A 20,564-nucleotide genomic window follows, 5' to 3' on the forward strand; every position below is an offset into this window, starting at 1 on the left:
GCTGCCCCCCCCCCTCCCAGCCTCCCCCTACGATCGAAGGGAGTCCCTTTTCGGGACAAGCAGGGGGAGGAGCCAAGCACCCTCCCCTGCTTGTAGGGGGAGGGCTGGGGAGGGGTACAACCTAGCGACGACGCTAGTCACGCCACTAAACGTTCACCGTCAGCGCGATCAGCACCACCACCTCGACCAACTCAGTCAGTGCGCCGCAGGTATCGCCCGTCATCCCACCCAGGCGCTTGCGGCAGGCATGGCGCCAGCCGGCGAAGACCACCAGCGCGCACAGCAAGGCCAAACCACCACGCCAGCCAAACGCAACGCAAACAGCAGCGGCAAACAGCAATCCCATGATGCACGCCGCACGCGGGGCATCGACCAAACCACTACCGAGTCCACCACTGCGCACGTACGGCACGCTCAAAAAAGCCAGGGTCAAAGCGCCTCGTGCCAACAGCGGCGCCAACAGCAACGCGCTCCAATGCGGTGTGGCCATGCTCGCCAACGCGGCAAATTTGGTCAGCAGCAACAGGATCAGTGCGGCGACACCCGCAGGCCCGCAGCGGGGATCCTTCATGATCGTCAGCGTGCGTTCGCGATCGCCAAGCCCACCCACCCAGGCATCGGCACTGTCGGCAAGACCATCCAGATGCAAGCCACCCGTGGAAACTACCCACGCCGTCAACAGCACTGCCGCCGACAACATCGGCGGCCAGCCGTGCACCAGCCAGGCGAGGCCGCACAGCCACGCACCAAGCAGCAGCCCGACCAGCGGATACCACGCCAACGAAGCCGATTGCGCACGCGCATCGTCGAACGTCGATACCGGCACCGGCAAACGGGTGAGGAAACCGATCGCTGCAAACAGGCCGCGCATTATGCCGGCATGCTGTCGGCGATAACGGTGGCCGGCCAACTTATTCGATGTATCGATGCGTGATGCACCTCGATACTGGCCATATCGCCGTAGGGACGGCCTTCGACGAGGCAACGAAGCAGGCGAATCGCACCGCCATGGGTAACCACCAGCACCCGTCGCGTGCCGGCTTTGGTGACGATGTCGTCCAGTGCCGCGCTTAGACGCGCACGAAATGCGTTAAAGGTTTCCGCACCCGGTGGCGGGTTTGCTACCGGATCGGCCCAGAAACGGCCAAGCTCACCACCGGATTCTTCTGCCAGCGTTTCAATCGGCACACCTTGCCACTCGCCAAAATGGTATTCGGCCAGCCGGGAGTCCAGCGTTAACGGCAGTCCACGTGCGCTAGCCAGCTCCTGAGCGAATAATGCACAACGCTGCAGCGAAGAGGACACGATCAACTCCCAGTCGTCACGCTCTTGCACCGCTGCACGCAATTGCATCCAGCCGATGTCAAGCAACGCATCATCGAGTTGGCCGCGATAACTGCGCTGCCCCGTGTCGCCGTGGCGCAGCAAGTCGATCACAGTGCCCTCTCCATGCGTACTCATGCCGTCGATACTCCAGCCTGTGCAAACGTAGCCATTTGATTGTGCAGCACGCAGGCCAGCCGCAACAGCGGCACTGCTGTAGCCGCGCCACTGGCCTCACCCAGCCGCATGCCAAGATCCAGCAAAGGCGTGGCGGCCAAGGCATCCAGCACAATGCGGTGGCCGCGCTCTTGCGAACAATGCGCGAACAACAAGCCTTCACGCACACTGGGATTGATGCGCACCGCCGCCAGGGCCGCTACCGTGGTGATAAAACCATCGACCAGCACCGGCATGCCTAGCTGCGCCGCCGCAATATAGGCACCGGTCAATGCGGCGATCTCGAAGCCACCCAGGCAACGCAGTTGCTCCACCGCATCATTTGCGTCAGCGTGCAAGGCGAGGCCACGCGCGATCACCGCGCTTTTATGTGCGATACCTGCGCTGTCGAGCCCGGTACCGGCACCGGTCAATCGATCTGGCGTTTCGCCCAGCAAGGCACAGGCCAGCGCCGTGGCCGAGGTGGTGTTGGCAATACCCATTTCGCCGCCGACAAATAACTGCGCACCCGATGCATGTGCCGCCCGAACGCTGTCGGCACCTGCCGTGAAGGCCGCATCAAGCTGGGCGACACTCATGGCGGCCTGCTGGCAGAAATCCGCCGTCGTGGCCGCGATGATGGCGCGGCGTACTTCCGGCAGCTCGCCAGGATCATTCACCGTGCCAAGGTTGACCACCTCCAGCGTCGCGCCAAGCGCGCGCGCCAATACGCTGATCGCCGCACCGCCATGGGCAAAGTTACGCAGCATTTCGCCCGTCACTGCCTGCGGAAACGCCGATACATTCTGCGCAGCGACCCCGTGATCGCCGGCGAACACACTGATCCAAACGTGCTCGACACTCGGCTGCGCAACCCGCTGTAAAGCCGCCAGTCGTATCGCCACCGATTCCAGCATGCCAAGCGAGCCAGGCGGCTTGGTCAATTGCGCCTGATGCTCACGCGCCGCCGTTTCAAAACCAGCATCGATCGGCTGGCAGGTTTGATACAACCATTCACGACTCATCACAGTGTTCCTTTGAGAATCAACGGCAAACCCGCGGCAACAAACAACACCCGCTCACAAGCCCCCGCAAGCGCCTGATGCAAACGGCCAGCCTCGTCGACAAAACGACGACTCAGCTCACCCAACGGCACAATACCAAGACCCACTTCATTACTGACCAGGATGATCTCACCCGGTAACTCAGCGAGACATTCAAGCAATGCCGTGCGCTCACGCTCAAAGCGATGCGCATCGACATCGCCAAGCAAATTACTCAGCCACAACGTCAGACAATCGACCAACACGCAACGATCCGCACCCGCATACGCACGCAAGGTATCGGCCAACGCCAACGACTCCTCCACACAAAGCCATTGCGACGGACGACGCGCACGATGATGCGCGATACGCGCAGCCATCTCCGCATCACCCGCCTGTGCCGTAGCGACATAAACCACCTCACGCCTCGACTCACCGGCAAGACGCTCCGCCAAAGCACTCTTACCCGAACGCGCACCACCAAGAATCAGGCTACGCATAAAAACGTCACTCCACGCATAGTTTTCTCCGCCCTACAGCGACGCTCAACGCACCGCTCTTGATTTTGACCTTGCCCTTGATCTCGGCTCTTGGGGCCCCTGTGCGTCGGTGAGGGTCGGACGACAAGGCCCGCAGGGGCATCGACATGGATGTCGATGCCTTTTCGCCAGGGCAGGAAGCCCTGTCGAAAAGCCCGGCCGAACCTCACGTACCCGAAGGGCGACTCACCGGGGTGGCCTTCTCTTTGGTTACTTTCTCTTGGCCACTCAAGAGAAAGTAACTCGGACCCCGGCAGGGGTTCGAAAGCCCGCTGCAAGCGAACCAAGTCGCGACAACTCAAATCAAGAACAAGAGCAAGAGCCCCCCTCACCCCAACCCTCTCCCCCGAGCTACGCTCATGGGAGAGGGAGCAAAGTCCACCCCCAATAATTTCCACAACGCCCCCGTATCCAAATGCACCTCAACCGCATCCGCCAACCGCTCAATACTAGCCTCGCGCAACGCACACATATCCAACGACACCGCATCGCGCACACCAGCCCAGCGCAACAACGCGACCAGCGCCTGCGGCTCATCGAACAAACCATGCAGATAACTGCCAAGCACGCATCCATCGGCCGATAACGCACCATCCTGGCGCCCATCCGCCAACACGCACGACGGCATCGCCAACGCCGGGCCATTGCTGACGCCACAGTGGATTTCGTAACCGCGCACGCACGCATCGGCAAAGGCCAACCGGCCATGCACCTGGTGCAATTGCTTGCCCGCCTGCAGCGTGGTTTCCAGATCGAGCCAGCCCAAACCGCTACTTGAGCCCGGCTCGCCCTCGATACCGAGTGGGTCATGCACCGCGCGGCCAAGCATTTGCAGCCCGCCACAAATGCCGATCAACTTACCGCCGTAACGCAAATGCCGCGCTATCGCCGCCTCCCAACCGTGGTCGCGCAGCCAGGCCAGATCCGCGCGGGTGGACTTGGAGCCCGGCAGCACGATCAGATCGCATGGCGGCGGTGTTTCGCCTGGGCCGATAAAACGCAACGCAACCTGCGGATGCGCGCGCAGCGCATCGAAGTCGGTGTGGTTACTGATACGCGGCAACGCAGGCACTACCACGCGCAGTTGCGCATCGGGCTTCGCCTCGATACCGCGCGGCAGCGCATCCTCGGCTTCCAGTTGCAGGCCATGCAGGTAAGGCAATACCCCGAGCACCGGCTTGCCGGTCTCGCGTTCCAGCCAATCCAGGCCCGGCTGCAGCAACGCGATATCGCCGCGAAAACGGTTGATGACGAAACCGGCGACACGTTCGCGCTCGCTCGCGGACAGCAAGGCCAACGTACCCACCAGATGAGCGAATACGCCGCCACGGTCGATATCGGCGATCAACAGCACCGGGCAATCCACCGCTTCGGCATAACCCATGTTGGCGATATCGCGATCACGCAGATTGATCTCGGCGGGACTGCCAGCACCTTCGACAATCACCGCCTGATAAGTCGCCACCAGACGCTGATGCGAAGCCAGCACGGCATCGAACGCGATACGTTTGTAGTCGTGGTAATCGCGCGCATTCATATCGCCGATGGGATGGCCATGCACAATCACTTGCGCACCCGTATCGGTATTAGGCTTGAGCAACACCGGATTGAAATCGGTGTGAGCCGGCACGCCAGCCGCTTGCGCCTGTACGGCCTGCGCGCGACCGATCTCGCCGCCGTCGATCGTCACCGCCGAATTCAATGCCATGTTTTGCGGTTTGAACGGCGCCACCGTCACACCGTACCGATGCAGCCAACGGCACAACGCGGTAACCAGGGCGCTCTTGCCGGCGTCGGACGTGCAGCCTTGCACCATCAGCACACGGCCACTCATAAGCGCACCCTCGCCAGCGTGATCTCGCCCAACGCATTGTCGAGCCGGTCGAACGCCGCATCGTCGCCGGGCAGACCGAAACGCAGGCTTGCCGGCGATGCGAACAAGCGCGTAAGAATGCCGCGAGCAGCGAGTGCCTCATGCCATGCAGCGGCGCGCTCATTGCTGCACCACTGAAAGAATGCGCAGCCGGCGGTTGGTATCAGCCCGTGTCCGCTGAGCAATAAGGCGAGCCGCTTGCTGCATGCTTGCAGGCGGGCGCGCATCTGCTCGTGCCAGGCACGATCGGCCAAGGCGAGTTTCAACACGTGCCGGCTCGGCCCACTCAAGGTCCACGGACCAAGGCGCTCGCGCAATGCGTGCAATAACGATGGCACGGCACAGACAAAGCCTGCGCGAGCACCCGCCAAGCCGAAAAATTTGCCGACCGAACGCAGCACGATCAAACCCTCGCGCTCGCTATGCATGCATAGACTGTGTTCGGGGGTGGCATCGATAAATGCTTCGTCGACGATCAACCAACCGCCGCGCGCAGCCAGTTCGCCATGCAACTGCAGCAGCGTGGCGACATCGAAGCGATCGCCGGCGGGATTATTCGGATGAATCAGCACAATCACGTCGTAATGCTTTGCCTGCGCAAACAGTACCGCCGCCGAGCGGGATTCGACCTGGTGCCCCGCCCGCTGCCATGCATGCGCATGCTCGGCATAGCCGGGGGCAAGAATGCCGACGCACGATGGCGCGCATAACTCGGGCAAAGCCTGGATCGCCGCCTGCGAGCCGGCCACCGGCAGCAAGTACGGCGCCCCGTAATAGCTGCGCGCGACGTCGATCAACTCATCGTCGTCTTCGGGCAATCGATGCCATGCGCTGGCCGGAATAGAGGGTGCCGGCCAGGCGAACGGGCTGATGCCGGTCGATAGATCCAGCCACTGTTCGGCTGCGATGCCAAAGCGCTGCGCTGCGCGCCGTAACCTGCCGCCGTGTTCAAGCATGTGCGCCTCCGCCAACGATCCATGCCAGCAGTATCACCAGCACAAGCCACAGCACGACGGCGTGCCGCACCAGCCGCAGCGCGCGCGTGATCGAACCGGCATCAGGCATCGCGCCCTCGCCGAGTTCGGGCCGCGCCTCCCACACCCCGTGATAAGGCGCCGCACCACCCAGCTTCACCCGCAAGGCACCGGCACCAGCCGCCATCACCGGGCCGGCATTCGGGCTGTCCCATTGCGGCGCCTGCCGGCGCCAGCAGCGCAGCGCGCATGCCGTATGGCCGAGCACGGCGTAGCTCAACGCGGTCAACCGCGCGGGCACAAAATTAAGCACGTCGTCGATCCGCGCCGCTGCCCAGCCAAAGCGCTCATAGCGCGGCGTGCGATAGCCCCACATGGCATCGAGCGTATTAGCGAGCCGGTACAGCACGGCGCCCGGCGCACCGAGCAAGGCAAACCAGAACAGCGCACCGAACACCGCATCGCTGCCGTTCTCCAACACCGATTCGGTCGCCGCCGCAGCGACCTGACTGGCATCAAGCAAGGCGGTATCGCGACTGACCATGCGGCCTACGCTCGCACGAGCCACATCGAGATCACCGGCCGCCAATGCATCCGCGACAGGCTGGGCGTGCTCACCAAGACTTCGGTGGCCGATCGCCAGATACAAGGCAACCACACTGCAAGTCCACCACAACCACCACGTCGCCATGGACAGTACCCACCACGTCAGCGCGACCAGCGGCAACACCGCAAGGCACCACGCACCCAGGCCAGCCAGGCGCCGATCAGCATGCAACCGCATCTCGATCGTGCCTGCCAGCTTTCCGAACATCACCAGCGGATGCGCGCGCCGCGGCTCACCTAAAGCGCTATCGAGCAGCACGGCGGCGAGCATGGCGAGCGCGCTGCTCACGGCAGAAACAACCCCTGTGCCGCAGCCGGGTTCGACGGAAAATAAAGATGCATGAAGCTCGCCGTCATGCGCTGCCGGCGATAGATGCCCTCGCTGCTCGGCCCTTTGTCGGGGTTGACGGCCAAAACCAGCGGCGTCGATGCGATCTCGGCGCGCGCGTAATGGAAGGTATGCCCACGCAAGCCACCTTCGGGAAGCTCGACCGACTGCATACCGATCGCACTCAGCCGCGCCTGCATCTCTGCCCTGCCCGACAACAGACCGGCCATTGGAAACGCGACGCCGTCCTGACCAGCCAATGTATCCAGCGCAAACAGCATGCCGCCGCATTCGGCGAGCAAGGGCTTGCCGGCATCGACATGCGCATGTAGCGCCGCGTGCAGTGCCGTGTGCTGCGACAGCTTTTGCAGATGCAGCTCCGGGTAGCCACCGGGCAACCACACCGCATCGCAAACCGGTAATGTATCGCCGGCCAGCGGCGAGAAGAATTGCAATTGCGCACCAGCGGCGCGCAATACGTCCAGATTGGCCGGATACACAAAGCAGAACGCCGCGTCGCGCGCGACTGCAATACGCAGGCCCTGAAGCTGTGGTGTCGATGGCGCCACGGCCTCAGCCGCGAAGCGCACCGGCGGCGGCAACGTCGCCTCGGCATGGGTGGCCCAGGCATCGGCCAGCGCATCGAGCCGTGCATCGATATCGCTTAACTCAGCGGCGGCGACCAGACCCAGATGACGCTCCGGCAGAGCCAGCGACGCGTCGCGCGGTAACGCGCCCAGCCAATGCAGATCCGGCGGCAAGCTTTCGGCCAGCAATTGGGCGTGATACGCGCTGCCGATACGGTTGGCCGCCACGCCGTGTACCTGTAAACCCTCGCGATAGCGCGCAAGCCCGGTCGCAAGCGCGCCAAAGGTCTGCGCCATCGCCGAGCCGTCGATGACCGCCAATACCGGCAAGCCCAATCGCTGCGCCAGATCGGCACTCGACATACTGCCGTCGAACAAGCCCATCACGCCTTCGACCAGAATCAGGTCGGCGTCGCCCGCTGCCTGGTAAAGACGCGCACGCACATCGGCCTCGCCGCCCATCCACAGATCGAGCTGATAGACCGGATGACCGCTGGCCCGCTCCAGCACCATCGGATCGAGAAAATCCGGGCCGGTCTTGAACACCCGAACGCGCCGCCCCTGCCGCGTATGCCACCGCGCCAAGGCAGCGGTCACACTGGTCTTGCCCTGCCCCGAGGCCGGCGCGGAAACCAGCAAGGCCGGGCAATCACGCGCTGAAGAATCAGGCGCCAGCGCATCGAGCGTCACAATTCGATGCCTTTCTGCGCTTTGATGCCGGCCTGAAACGCGTGCTTGACCACGCGCATCTCGGTCACCGTATCGGCCACGTCGATCAGCCCATCGGGTGCGCCACGGCCGGTGATGACTACATGCTGGTTCGGCGGTCGTGCCGCTAGCGCCGTCAGCACTTGCTCAAGCTGCACATACTGCTGCACCAGCGCGATATTCAACTCGTCGAGCAGTACAAAGTCGTATTCGGGATCGGCCAGCATACCGGCGGCGACCTGCCATGCCGCCTGCGCCGCGGCAATATCGCGAGCCTTGTCCTGCGTCTCCCAAGTAAAGCCCTCGCCCATCACGTGATAGGCCAGCTCGTCATCGAAGCGGCGAAAAAAGGCCTCTTCGCCGGTCGAGAAACTGCCCTTGATGAACTGCACTACGCCACAGCGAAAACCGTGCCCCAAGGAGCGCGCCAACATGCCGAAGCCGGACGAACTCTTGCCCTTGCCATTGCCGGTATTGACCACCAGCACACCGCGCTCGATGGTGGCGCGGGCGATCTTGCGATCGACCAGCTCCTTCTTTCGCTGCATGCGCTCGCGGTGGCGCTCTTCGGCTGTCATGGGTTCGCGCTGATCGTTCATGCCTGTACTCCTTGATGTGTGTGCGACTGCATCAGCCAACCAAGCAACTTGTGCAGCACGAGCGCCGCGCCGATATAGCTCAGCGTAGTACGTACGAACAACGGCCCCCACTGCCACAGCCGCGCGACGTACTCGCTGACATGCGGTGCGGCATAGCGGCCACCGAACCAGTAAAACGCCCCGTTGGAAATCGCGAACGACAAGGTGGCCGCAAGCAAGGCCACGCCGAATGCGCCGATCAGCGAGCCGGCGCTACCCTGCAGGTGCGCAGCGTATTGCCGACCGGCATACCACAGCACCGCATAGGCCGGCAGCAAAAAGCTATAAGCCACCGTGACGCAAAAATCGCTGACTCCGGCATAGCTGATCGACACCCAGTCCAGCACCACCGCAAGCGCCATGAATACACCGAACAGCAGATGGCGACGCAAATACAGGCCACCCAGAAAAAACACCGCCATCGAGGCATCCGGCAAATGCAGCACATCGCCAAAATGCTTGAACCGAGTGGCGAGCATCCATACAAGCAGCGCGACAAACACTGCAATGGCACTGGGACGGGACAATGGTTTCATCGCGCTGATCTCATGATGGAATGACTCGTGACGGTGTACACATCAATACTTACTGTGCGGGCTGATAACGCAAAGTAAGCATGTAGTTGCGTCCGGGCTGGTTGTAATAAGCCGCGGTTTCGTAGTGCTTGTTGAACACGTTGTTGGCGCTCAATTGCAGGCGCCAGTCTTTGTGCATGGCGTAAGTGACACGCAGATCGGTAAGCGCATAGCCGCCAAGCCGGTAGTTATTGGCGAGATCGTCATAACGATCGCCGGCGACATAGATGCTGCCGCCAAAACTCAGATCGCCCATCTGCCGGTCGGCATCGATACGCCCGCTTTGCTTCGCCCGGCGCGGCAACCAGTTGCTGTGATAACTGCCGTTGGTTTCGTTACGCGGATCAAGCCAGGTTGCCGTGCCGCTCACATTCCATTCGGCGACTGTCGTATGCGCCGTAGCCTCGACGCCACGAATGCGTGCCCGCTCGATATTGTTCGCCGACCCATACGGATACAGCGGCGGGTTGGGCGTGTTGTCGTACGCAATGAGGTCGTTGATCTTGTTCTGGAACGCATTCAGCGACCAACCGCCCCAGCTATGCGTGCCGCGCAGCCCGAGTTCGAAACTGCGCGAGCTTTCCGGCCGCAAGGTCGATTTGCCGTAGTAAGGGTAATAAAGCTCGTTGAACGTCGGCGCCTTGAATGCGGTGCCGTAGCTGGCCGTCAGTCGCAGCTCTTGAGTGAAATCCCAGCCCCACAACAGGCTGCCGGTGTTCTTGCCACCGAACTGGCTATTGTCGTCGCGGCGTACGCTCGCCTGTAGCGACTGGCTGCCAAAAGTCTGCTGCCATTGACCGAACCAACCACGATTGACGCGGTGATCGACCACATACGTGGTGTTGCTTTGCACCTTGTCGCCCTGCACGTCGAAACCAAGGCTGTACAAGCCGCCACCCGCACCGATGTCGGCCTGCAACGAACCAAGGTTGCGGCGTGTATTGAAGGTGCTGGTGTAGACGTTATTGAGATAGTTGTCGCTCAGATCCACGCTCTGGGCCAGGCTCAGGGTGAAGGTCAGCGCCTTGGACGGCTTGTAATGTACGCGCGTGCCTGCCACCTGCGACACCGAGTCGGAGCTGTTGCTGCTGGTGCCGTCGTATTTGTTGTGCGCCTCGGTGCGAAACACTCGCGCATCGGCGTCCCAGGCATCGCTGAAACGATAGCCGCCCTGCAACGACAACGAGTTATTGCGGTAGCCATCGCGATCGGGCTCATAGGTGTAGCAGCCACCACCATTGGGAAACGGCTTACCACGGCAGGCATTAATGCCCTGGGTCTGGTCGTGCGAAGCCTCTAGCGAATACCAGGCTTGCGCCGTACGCCCGGCCACACCGGCCGAACCGCGCAAGGTGTCGTAGCTGCCGACGCCAAAGCTGAAATTCGGCACGAAGGCCCCTGCCGGGCGGCGAGTAAAGATCTGGATCACGCCACCGATGGCCTCCGAACCGTAGAGGCTGGAAAACGGTCCGCGCACGATCTCGATGCGCTCGATCTGTTCTACCGGAATGTCCTGGATCGCCGGAAGGCCAAGCGTGGCCGAACCGATCTTGATGCCGTCGACCAGCACCAGCACATGATCGGCTTCGCTGCCGCGCAGAAACAGCGACGTCGGCTTGCCCGGACCGCCGTTATTGGCGATCGACATACCCGGCGTACCGCGCAGCAGATCCTGCACCGACGACGGCTGTAAGCGTTCGATATCGCTACGGTCGATCACCGTGATCGCCGCCAGCGTGCTCGACTGGGTCTGCTCGGTACGGGTGGCCGTAACGACGACGCTGGTGAGGTCGTTCGCCGCGTCTGCGGCAAACGCAGGGGCAAACACGGACAACAAAGCCACCGCCAACGCGGATCGGCGGACCAACAAAACATGAGAATGCACTGCAACGCTCCTTCGCCGCGCCAGCCCCGCGCGGTGTCGTGATATCGGGACAAGCGGAAGGAGACGTGGCGCCGGTGTGCCATGCACACAGCCCCATGACATGGCCCGCCGCCTGTCTGGTTAAGCCTCAAGGCCGGTCTCCGGGCTTGCGAGCGAAGGCCGTGGCCTCCCCGGTCAGCGCCTTCCCATGCACGCGGTGCACAGTGGCTTCATGCTGATCGTCTGCTCGCCTACCGTTGCGGGGGCAGCTCCGGAATTGCCATGCATGCATGGCGCACCGGATTCCCGTTTCAACCGCCGACACAACGCCGGCAGTCACCTCAGGCTGCGCGAATCTTAGCAGCACCGCGATCTTTCGTTGACGCTGCCGCCGGGTTTCAATAGCTTGGCAGCGGGGAAGTCACGGGGTGATAACGCGAAACACGCGTATTTCGGCTATCGGGATTGGGGAGAAAACTTGATGAGCAAGCGATACCAGGGCCGTACTGTGCCTGTCTGGTGCCTGTCGTTATTCGGAGGTTCTGCGCTGTTCGCCGCCGCAAGCGGCCTGGCCCAGACGGCGCCCACCGAGCAGCCGCCATCGACCAGCAACGCCAAGCAACTGCAGTCGGTGGTGGTTACCGGTACCCGTGCCAGCAACCGTACGGTGGCCGAGTCACTGTCACCGATCGATGTACTGAGCCCGGCCGACCTGCAATCCAGCGGTAATACCGACATCGCCAGCGCGCTGGGCCGTTTGCTGCCTTCGCTGGATTTTCCGCGGCCGGCGATCAACGACGGTAACGACGCGCTGCGCCCGGCGACACTGCGCGGGCTGTCCCCCGACCATGTCCTGGTGCTGGTGGACGGCAAGCGCTATCACACCAGCTCCCTGGTCAACTACAACCCCTCGGTCGGCCGTGGCTCGGCACCGGTGGATCTCAATTCGATTCCGATCGCCGCCATCGATCATATCGAAGTGCTGCGCGACGGCGCCGCCGCACAGTACGGCTCCGATGCCATCGCCGGCGTCATCAATATCGTGCTCAAGCACGGTGGCAGCGGCGGCCAGGTCACCGCCAGCGGCGGCGTCATGGACAAAGGCGACGGCGCGCAAAACGGCTTGGAAGCCTCGCTCGGCGTGCCGCTGGGCAAGGACGGCGACCTTGGCTGGTGGCGCGTGGCGCTGAATTACCAGAGCGCGATGAAAACCAATCGCGCCGAATACGGCCTGCAAGACCCGGCCAGCAATGGCGGCGTGGAGTACCAGCGCTACGGCGACCCAGGCGTGAAAACCTTGCAGGCGCTGACCAATTTCAGTTTCGTGCTGGCGCCGAAAGTGGATTTATACGGCTATATCAATATGAGCCGGCGCAACGTCGACTCCAATGGTTATTACCGTACCGCCGGCTCCGGCCGCAACGTGCCGGCGATCTATCCGAACGGCTACCTGCCGCATATCGTCAACGCCACCAACGATGTCGCCGCCGTGCTCGGCGTCAAGGGCATCAGCGATGGCGGCTGGCATTGGGATGTGTCGGGCAACTACGGCGTCAATCGTCTCAACTTCGACGTCCGCAACAGCCTGAATGTCGCGCTGTACAACACCCTCGGCTACACGCCCACGCAGTTTCATGTCGGCAAGTTCCGCACCACCCAGGGTGTGTTTAATCTCGACGTCAGCAAAGAGGTCGAGGGCTGGCTGCCCAATGCGCTCAACGTCGCCTTCGGCGCGGAATATCGCCGCGACGGCTACAACATCTATCCCGGCGACCCGAGTTCTTATTACGGCGACCCGGCCGGCGCCTTCCCCACCGGCTCACAGGTGTATCCGGGCCTGACCCCGCAGGTCAGCGGCAACTTCAGCCGCAACAGCAAAGCGGCCTACCTCGATCTGGAAACCGACCTCAGCAGCAAACTTTCCGTGGGCCTGGCCGGTCGCTACGAAAACTATAGCGACGCCGGCTCCACCCGCTCCGGCAAGCTGTCTGCGCGCTACCAGTTCACCGATACCTTTGCCTTGCGCGGCACCGCGTCCAACGGCTTTCGCGCGCCATCGCTGGCACAGCAGAACTACGAGTCGGTGGTGTCGATCATCCAGAACCAGCAGCTAGTGCAGGTAGGCACTTACCGCACCGCCTCACCCGAAGCCATCGCCTTGGGCGCCAAGCAGCTTAAACCGGAGAAATCGAGCAACTACAGCATCGGCGCGGTGTGGCAGCCGACCAATGATTTCAACGCCGTACTCGATCTCTACCAGATCCGCATCTGGCACCAGATCCTCTACTCCGACCAGATCGACCTGATCGACAACCCGGCGCTGTTTGCCTATTTCAACTCGGTCGTGCCCAACAGCCAGGTCAGCGCGGCGCAGTATTTCGCCAATGCCGCCACCACCCGCACGCGCGGTGCCGACCTGGTCACCAACTACCGGATGGACTTGGGCGACTACGGCAACCTGCGCCTCAACCTCGGCGCCAACTACAACCACACCAAGGTGCTCAACGTTATCGCACCGCCGCACCAGTTGACCGACCACGTGCCGGGCATCCAACTGTTCGGCCGTGCCAGTCAGGGCATCCTCACCGCGGCCACCCCGCGCACCAAATACATCATCGGCGGCGACTGGCTTTATCGCGGTTTCGACCTGCACACCAATCTGACCCGCTACGGCGCGATCGAACGCCTCGGCGATACGCCGGCCGGCGACCAGCATTTCTCCGCCCGCTGGCTGTTGGATATGTCGCTCAGCTACAAGCTGCAAGATTGGTCGTTTACCGTGGGCGGCGACAACATCACCAACCAGTACCCCACCCGCGTCACCCCGAACAACGCCTACGACTACTACAACGGCGAAATCCCCTACTCGCCGCTGTCGCCGTTCGGTTTCAACGGCCGCTATTGGTACGCGAAGGTGAGCTATCACTGGTGAGTAAATAAAACCACCCGGCCTAGCGCCGGGTGGTTTTTTTCATGGTGCGTAGGTTGGGGTGAGCGCAAGCGAACCCCAACGTTGCGCCACGTTGGGCGTCACCGCGAACCCCGACATTACGCAACGTTGGGCATCACTTCGTTCAGCCCAACCTACGGAGCCAAGATCCATAGCCACGGTCGTGAGAGATCTAGTGTTGCTCTGAAAGCGCTACGACCGGCGTCCGTACAATGTCTACGCAGGGCCGAAACCGAACGTTACGGTCTTGCCGTGCGTAGGTTGGGGTGAGCGCAAGCGAACCCCAACGTTGCGCCACGTTGGGTGTCGCCGCGAACCCCGCCATTACGCAACGTTGGGCATCACTTTGTTCAGCCCAACCTACGGAGCCAAGATCCATAGCCACGGTCGTGAGAGATCTAGTGTTGCTCTGAAAGCGCTACGACCGGCGTCCGTACAATGTCTACGCAGGGCCGAAACCGAACGTTACGGTCTTGCCGTGCGTAGGTTGGGGTGAGCGCAAGCGAACCCCAACGTTGCGCCACGTTGGGTGTCACCGCGAACCCCAACATTACGCAACGTTGGGCATCACTTTGTTCAGCCCAACCTACGCAGACTTTACGCTTTCTGAAACACCAGATGCCCGCCACTGAGATCCACTGCCACGGTATCGCCGGGCAGGAATTTGCCTTCCAGCAACTCCTTGGCGAGCGGATTTTCCAGTTGCTGCTGGATGGCCCGCTTCAATGGTCGCGCGCCGTAGACCGGGTCGAAGCCGACATTGCTGAGTAGATCCAGCGCAGCGTCACTAACGGCCAACTGCAACTGGCGCTCGCCCAAACGTTTCTCCAGGTAAGCCAACTGGAATTTCGCAATGGCGCGGATCTGCGCTTTGCCCAACGGACGGAACACCACCAATTCATCGAGGCGATTGATGAACTCGGGACGGAAATGCGCCTGCACCACACCAAGCACGGAAGCCTTCATCTGCATGTAGTCCGCCTCGCTGTCGCCTGCCTGCTCCTGGATCAACTGCGAGCCCAGGTTGGAGGTCATGACGATGACGGTATTGCGGAAATCGACGGTACGACCCTGACCATCGGTAAGACGGCCATCGTCCAAAACTTGCAGCAGGATGTTGAATACATCCGGGTGGGCTTTCTCTACTTCGTCAAGCAAGATCACACTATAGGGACGGCGGCGCACGGCCTCGGTGAGATAACCGCCTTCTTCATAACCCACGTAACCGGGCGGCGCGCCGATCAAGCGACTCACGGAGTGCTTCTCCATAAACTCGCTCATGTCGATGCGTACCATCGAGTCTTGCGTGTCGAACAGAAATTCGGCCAGGGCCTTGCACAGCTCGGTCTTGCCCACGCCGGTAGGGCCGAGAAACAGGAATGAACCGTAAGGGCGATGCGGATCAGAAAGCCCGGCACGTGCGCGGCGAATGGCATCGGAGACGGCACGCACGGCTTCGTCCTGCCCCACAACACGATGACGCAATACGTCTTCCATATGCAGCAGTTTTTCGCGCTCGCCTTCGAGCATCTTGCTCACCGGGATACCGGTCCAGCGCGAGACCACTTCGGCGATTTCTTCGTCGGTTACCTTGTCTTGCAGCAAGGTGAAATCTTTCTGCTCGGCCGCTTGCGCGGCGGCCAATTGCTTCTCCAGCTCCGGCAGCCTGCCGTACTGGATTTCACTCATCTTGGCGTAGTCCTGCTTGCGCTGTGCCGCTTCGAGTTCGACGCGCGCCTGCTCGATCTGCTCTTTTACCTTGGTCGTGCCTTGCAGCGCGGCCTTTTCGGACTTCCAGATTTCATTCAGATCGGAGAACTCGCGTTCGAGTTTTTCGATGTCAGCCTCAAGATCGGCAAGGCGCCGCTTCGAAGCCTCGTCGGTTTCTTTTTTCAGCATCTCGCGCTGAATCTTCAGTTGAATCAGGCGGCGCTCCAGGCGATCGAGTTCCTCCGGCTTGGAGTCGATTTCCATGCGGATGCGCGAGGCAGCTTCGTCCATCAAGTCGATGGCTTTATCGGGCAACTGACGATCGGTGATGTAGCGATTGGAAAGCGTGGCGGCAGCAACGATGGCCGGGTCGGTAATCTCCACGCCGTGATGCACGGCGTAGCGCTCTTTCAAGCCACGCAGGATCGCGATGGTGTCTTCGACACTGGGTTCACCGACAAATACTTTCTGAAAGCGGCGCTCCAACGCGGCATCTTTCTCGATGTATTTGCGGTACTCGTCCAGGGTGGTGGCGCCGATGCAGTGCAGTTCGCCGCGCGCCAGCGCCGGCTTGAGCATATTGCCGGCATCCATCGCGCCATCGGCTTTGCCGGCGCCCACCATAGTGTGCAGTTCGTCGATAAAAAGAATCACCCGACCTTCCTGCTTGGAGAGATCGTTGAGCACCGCCTTCAGACGCTCTTCAAACTCGCCGCGGAATTTCGCGCCGGCGATCAAGGCGCCCATGTCCAATGCAAGCACGCGGCGATCACGCAACCCCTCGGGCACTTCGCCTTTGATAATGCGCTGGGCCAGGCCCTCGACGATGGCGGTCTTGCCCACGCCCGGTTCGCCGATCAGCACCGGGTTGTTCTTGGTTCGCCGCTGCAGTACCTGGATGGTGCGGCGAATTTCTTCGTCGCGACCGATCACCGGATCGAGCTTGCCGCTCTCGGCACGCGAGGTGAGATCAACGCAGTATTTTTCCAGCGCCTGGCGTTGTTCTTCGGCATTCTCGCTTTGCACTTTTTCGCCGCCGCGCAATTTGTCGATAGCCGCTTCGACATTCGGCCTGGTCGCACCGGCAGCCTTCAGCGCGCTACCCAGTTCGCCTTTTTCTTCCAGCGCGGCAAGCACGAATAATTCGCTGGCGATGAATTGATCGCCGCGCTGCTGCGCCAGCTTGTCGGTAAGGTTGAGTAAGCGGGTCAGCTCATTGCCGACGTGGATGTTGCCTTCCTGCCCACTCACCTTGGGCAGACGCTCAAGCTGTTCGGCGATACGTTGACGCAAGGTCGGCACATTGACTTGCGCCTGAGTCAGCAACGGCGCGGTCGAGCCGCCTTGCTGATCGAGCAGCGCAGCCATCACGTGCGCCGGTTCGAGCATGTTGTGGTCGCGGCCTACGGCCAACGATTGCGCGTCGCTCAGTGCCTGCTGAAAACGCGACGTGAGTTTGTCCATCCGCATGGGCATATCTCCGCTTGAAGGGGGTTGGCGAGCCTGCCGCCACTGGGCAGAGAGATGCGGACGTGGGCCAGGGATTCAAGCTTGGGAACGGGGAACGGGGAACGGGGAACGGGGAACGGGGAACGGGGAACGGGGAACGGGGAACGGGGAACGGGGAACGGGGAACGGGGAACGGGGAACGGGGAACGGGGAAAAGCCTAAAAAGCAGAAGCGAAAAAGCAAGAGAAAAACAAAGACAAAGTCAAAAAGAACGCGGATCTGCCATATCCCTCCAAACTTCATGTTCCCCGTTCCCCATCCCCCATTCCCCGCTCTCAACTCACTCCAACCAGATCAAACTGGCAAACCGACCGCTGCGAGCCCCTTCGCGGCGATAGGAATAGAAGCGGGGATCAGTGAAGGTATCGAAACCGCCGCCATAGATATGCTTGACGCCTACGGCGCTGAGGCGGCGTTTGGCCAGGGTCGCCAGATCGCAACGCCAATGTTTGGCGCGCGTGGGCTCGAAACAACCGGCAGCCTCGGCATCGTGATTGACGAAGGCGTTGCGCACCTCTTCGCCCACCTCGTAGGAGGCTGCCCCTATGCACGGCCCCAGCCAAGCCAGCAAACGCGACGCCGGCGTTTGCATTTGCTCGATGGTCGCCTCCAGCACGCCGGCGGCCAAGCCACGCCAGCCGGCATGGGCGACACCGATCTCACGACCGTCATCGGTGCAGAAAAACACCGGCAAGCAATCAGCGGTGAGAATGGACAGCACCGTACCGGGCAAATGCGATACCGCGGCATCGGCTTGCGGTTCATCCGCACTGGGCAATGGCCCCAGCTCGGCCACCATGGTGCCGTGCACCTGATGCAGCCAACGCGGTGCGGCCGGCAACGCCAAAGCTTGTTGCAAGGCGCCACGGTTGGCAGCTACGACATCGGCGATATCACCGCTGCGCAGGCCAAGATTGAAGCGTTCAAACGGCGCCGCCGACACTCCCGGCCCCATGCGCGTACTTACCGCCGCACGAACCTGTCGCGGAGCGGGCCAATCGGGGAACAGCCAGGCGTCGGTCATAGGAGCTGATACAGGGAGTGGGGATGGGGTGCAGGCATAGCGTGGCAGTGCAAGCTTGCGGTTCTATTCCGTCACGCTCCGTTGACTACCTTAGCAAGAACGCACCCTCTCCCAACCTCCCCCTGCGCGCGGGGGGGAGTAAAGCAAAAGCTCGCCTCAGTCAGCTCCCTCCCCTGCTTGTCCCGGAAAAGGGACTCCCTTCGGTCGCAGGGAGGGTTGGGGAGGGGTGCCGGCGGCCCCTAATTAATAGTGATCCACGCCATGCATCGCCAGATCGGCCCGCAGCGCCTCGATCAGCGCCAGTTGGTCGGCGGGGCGCTCGGCCGTGAAGACCAAGGGCTCATGACTGACCGGATGCTCGAACGCCAGTCGCTCGGCATGCAGGGCCTGTCGACGAAAACCACGCAAAGCGGCGATCAGCTCCGGCGTGGCGCCTTTGGGCAGCTTCAAGCCACCGCCGTAAAGCGGATCGCCGACCAGGGGATGGCCGATATGCGCCAGATGGACACGAATCTGGTGGGTGCGGCCGGTCTCCAGGCTGCATTGAAGCAGGCTATGCCCACGAAAGCGCTCGCGCAGCCGGTAATGGGTCACCGCGTGCTTGCCGTCCTCCTCGTCGCGCACGGCCTGGCGCAGGCGATCGCCCATGTGCCGGCCAATCGCCGCGTCCACCGTGCCACCGGCGACCATGGTGCCCAGCACTACCGCCTCATATTGGCGCTCGACATCGTGACGCGACAGCATGTCGACCAGGGCCGTATGTGCCGCCAGCGTCTTGGCTACCACCATCAGGCCGGAGGTGTCTTTGTCCAGCCGGTGCACGATGCCGCCGCGCGGCAGCTCGGCCAGCTTGGGGTCGTGATGCAGCAAGGCGTTCAGCAAAGTACCCGCGGCATTGCCGGCGCCTGGGTGCACGACCAGTCCGGCTGGCTTGTTCAGCACCAGCACGTAGTCGTCTTCATGCACGATATCGAGCTCGATCGCCTCGGGGGCCAGCTCAACCTCAAGCTCCAGCTCGACCTCCAGCCGCACCTGCTCGCCACCGCGCAGCAAGTGCCGGGGCGTTGCCGGGGCGCCGTCCAAGGTCACCGCCCCGGCCTTCACCCAGGCGGTAAGGCGCGAACGTGAATAATCGGGGAACATCTCGGCCAAAGCCTGGTCGAAACGCCGACCTGCAGCCGAGAGGGGTACTTCGGCCTCATGACGAATGGTGGTCATCGGGCCGAATCCCGAGTTTCGGCGCTATCGGCTATCATCCCTTTTCGATCAAACATCTGAACCCTTTCTCATGCGCGTAACCAAGCTGTCGATTCTCAAAGTGCTCATTGTGCTCGCAATCGCCGTGTCGCTGAACGCTTGCTCGATGTTCCGCCACAAGGGCGATACCGTCGACACGATGCCGGTAGACAAGCTCTACAACAACGCGCACGACTCATTGGAAAACGCCGACTATGCGGCCGCGACCAAGGCCTACCAGCGCTTGATCGCACGTTTCCCCTCTGGTGACTACAACGAACAGGCCCAGCTTGATCTGGCCTATTCGCAGTACAAAGACAATCAGCCGGATGACGCCTACTCGACGGTCAACCGCTTCATCAAGACCTTTCCGGCCCACAAACACGCTGATTATGCCTATTACTTGCGCGGTCTGATTAATTTCGATCGTACCGGCGGCGTCATCGAGCGTTTCGTACAGCGTAACGAGGCCCAGACCCGCCGCGACCAGGGCTTCAATTTGCAGGCCTTCGACGATTTCTCCGAGCTGACCCGCCGCTACCCCGACAGCGCCTACGCCGCCGATGCCCGCCAGCGCATGATTTACCTGCGTAACCTGTTGGCCCAGTTCGAAATCAACGTCGCCGAGTTCTATCTGCGCAACAAGGCCTATGTGGCCTCGGCAAACCGCGCACAGTACGTCATCGAGCATTATCAGCAGGCCCCGCAGAGCGGCGACGCCCTGGCTATCCTGGCCCGCAGCTACCTGGCGCTGGATCAGAAGGCCTTGGCCGACCAGACCATCAAGGTGCTGGCGCTGAACTACCCGAACCACCCCTACCTGACCGACGCCAAATGGCCGCACCATCCGTCCACGCTGCGCAAGATGATCCCGTTCTCGGGACATCATTAAGCGCCAGCTCCACGGAGCGTCGAGTTAAC

16 protein-coding genes and 1 riboswitch are annotated in these 20,564 nt (G+C 61.9%); of the genes, 2 read left to right on the plus strand and 14 right to left on the minus strand.

All coding sequences use genetic code 11. The annotated features are described in order from the left end of the window. Positions 1–145 precede the first annotated feature (145 nt). From DVJ77_RS16580 to btuB, 11 genes are all read right to left on the minus strand, one after another. Positions 146–874, minus strand: coding sequence for an adenosylcobinamide-GDP ribazoletransferase (locus DVJ77_RS16580; protein WP_114846739.1), 729 nt, complete (start codon positions 872–874; stop codon positions 146–148). Then, on the minus strand, positions 871–1,461 hold the full coding sequence (locus DVJ77_RS16585; RefSeq protein WP_114846628.1) for a histidine phosphatase family protein: 591 nt from the start codon (positions 1,459–1,461) through the stop codon (positions 871–873). Before DVJ77_RS16585 ends, DVJ77_RS16580 begins: the two co-directional genes overlap by 4 nt. Continuing rightward, positions 1,458–2,504 carry a nicotinate-nucleotide--dimethylbenzimidazole phosphoribosyltransferase gene (gene cobT / locus DVJ77_RS16590; RefSeq protein WP_114846629.1) on the minus strand — a complete coding sequence of 349 codons (1,047 nt, stop codon included), beginning with the start codon at positions 2,502–2,504 and terminating at the stop codon, positions 1,458–1,460. The genes DVJ77_RS16585 and cobT overlap by 4 nt, the downstream gene beginning before the upstream one ends. Further along, a complete protein-coding gene (gene cobU, locus DVJ77_RS16595; protein WP_114846630.1) occupies positions 2,504–3,022 on the minus strand; it encodes a bifunctional adenosylcobinamide kinase/adenosylcobinamide-phosphate guanylyltransferase in 519 nt (172 codons plus the stop codon). The genes cobT and cobU overlap by 1 nt, the downstream gene beginning before the upstream one ends. Positions 3,023–3,389: 367 nt before the next feature. Further along, on the minus strand, positions 3,390–4,895 hold the full coding sequence (locus DVJ77_RS16600; protein WP_114846631.1) for a cobyric acid synthase: 1,506 nt from the start codon (positions 4,893–4,895) through the stop codon (positions 3,390–3,392). Further along, positions 4,892–5,890, minus strand: coding sequence for a threonine-phosphate decarboxylase CobD (gene cobD / locus DVJ77_RS16605; protein WP_114846632.1), 999 nt, complete (start codon positions 5,888–5,890; stop codon positions 4,892–4,894). The genes DVJ77_RS16600 and cobD overlap by 4 nt, the downstream gene beginning before the upstream one ends. After that, positions 5,883–6,785 carry an adenosylcobinamide-phosphate synthase CbiB gene (cbiB, locus tag DVJ77_RS16610; RefSeq protein ID WP_225428057.1) on the minus strand — a complete coding sequence of 301 codons (903 nt, stop codon included), beginning with the start codon at positions 6,783–6,785 and terminating at the stop codon, positions 5,883–5,885. The genes cobD and cbiB overlap by 8 nt, the downstream gene beginning before the upstream one ends. Positions 6,786–6,799: 14 nt before the next feature. Continuing rightward, the gene (locus DVJ77_RS21475) at positions 6,800–8,119 is read right to left on the minus strand and encodes a cobyrinic acid a,c-diamide synthase CobB (RefSeq protein WP_225428049.1); all 1,320 of its coding nucleotides are present in this window, start codon (positions 8,117–8,119) and stop codon (positions 6,800–6,802) included. Next, the gene (cobO, locus tag DVJ77_RS16620; protein WP_114846740.1) at positions 8,116–8,715 is read right to left on the minus strand and encodes a cob(I)yrinic acid a,c-diamide adenosyltransferase; all 600 of its coding nucleotides are present in this window, start codon (positions 8,713–8,715) and stop codon (positions 8,116–8,118) included. The genes DVJ77_RS21475 and cobO overlap by 4 nt, the downstream gene beginning before the upstream one ends. A gap of 17 nt (positions 8,716–8,732) precedes the next feature. Further along, positions 8,733–9,311 (minus strand): hypothetical protein, encoded by a 579-nt coding sequence (locus DVJ77_RS16625; protein ID WP_114846634.1) that lies wholly within the window; start codon positions 9,309–9,311, stop codon positions 8,733–8,735. A gap of 49 nt (positions 9,312–9,360) precedes the next feature. Beyond that, complete coding sequence (gene btuB, locus DVJ77_RS16630; protein WP_380039688.1) at positions 9,361–11,235, minus strand: TonB-dependent vitamin B12 receptor; 1,875 nt, start codon at positions 11,233–11,235, stop codon at positions 9,361–9,363. 114 nt (positions 11,236–11,349) lie between these two features. Further along, positions 11,350–11,573, minus strand: a riboswitch (cobalamin riboswitch). Positions 11,574–11,695: 122 nt separating this feature from the next. Between btuB and DVJ77_RS16635 the strand changes: the two genes are divergently transcribed. Further along, positions 11,696–14,146 carry a TonB-dependent receptor plug domain-containing protein gene (locus DVJ77_RS16635; protein ID WP_114846636.1) on the plus strand — a complete coding sequence of 817 codons (2,451 nt, stop codon included), beginning with the start codon at positions 11,696–11,698 and terminating at the stop codon, positions 14,144–14,146. Between the two features lie 615 nt (positions 14,147–14,761). On the opposite strand, the gene clpB is transcribed toward DVJ77_RS16635, so the two are convergent. The 3 genes from clpB to rluD form a co-directional block, all read right to left on the minus strand. Beyond that, a complete protein-coding gene (gene clpB / locus DVJ77_RS16640; protein ID WP_114846637.1) occupies positions 14,762–17,344 on the minus strand; it encodes an ATP-dependent chaperone ClpB in 2,583 nt (860 codons plus the stop codon). 319 nt (positions 17,345–17,663) lie between these two features. Further along, positions 17,664–18,407, minus strand: a complete 744-nt coding sequence (pgeF, locus tag DVJ77_RS16650; RefSeq protein WP_114846639.1) for a peptidoglycan editing factor PgeF — start codon at positions 18,405–18,407, stop codon at positions 17,664–17,666. A gap of 243 nt (positions 18,408–18,650) precedes the next feature. Beyond that, entirely contained in the window at positions 18,651–19,625 is a 975-nt protein-coding gene (gene rluD / locus DVJ77_RS16655; RefSeq protein WP_114846640.1) for a 23S rRNA pseudouridine(1911/1915/1917) synthase RluD, read from the minus strand. Positions 19,626–19,695: 70 nt separating this feature from the next. On the opposite strand from rluD, the gene DVJ77_RS16660 reads away from it, so the two are divergent. Further along, on the plus strand, positions 19,696–20,535 hold the full coding sequence (locus DVJ77_RS16660) for an outer membrane protein assembly factor BamD (RefSeq protein WP_114846641.1): 840 nt from the start codon (positions 19,696–19,698) through the stop codon (positions 20,533–20,535). Positions 20,536–20,564 lie beyond the last annotated feature (29 nt).

Origin of the sequence: Dyella tabacisoli (genome assembly GCF_003350925.1) — a bacterium.
Lineage (GTDB): Bacteria > Pseudomonadota > Gammaproteobacteria > Xanthomonadales > Rhodanobacteraceae > Dyella_C > Dyella_C tabacisoli.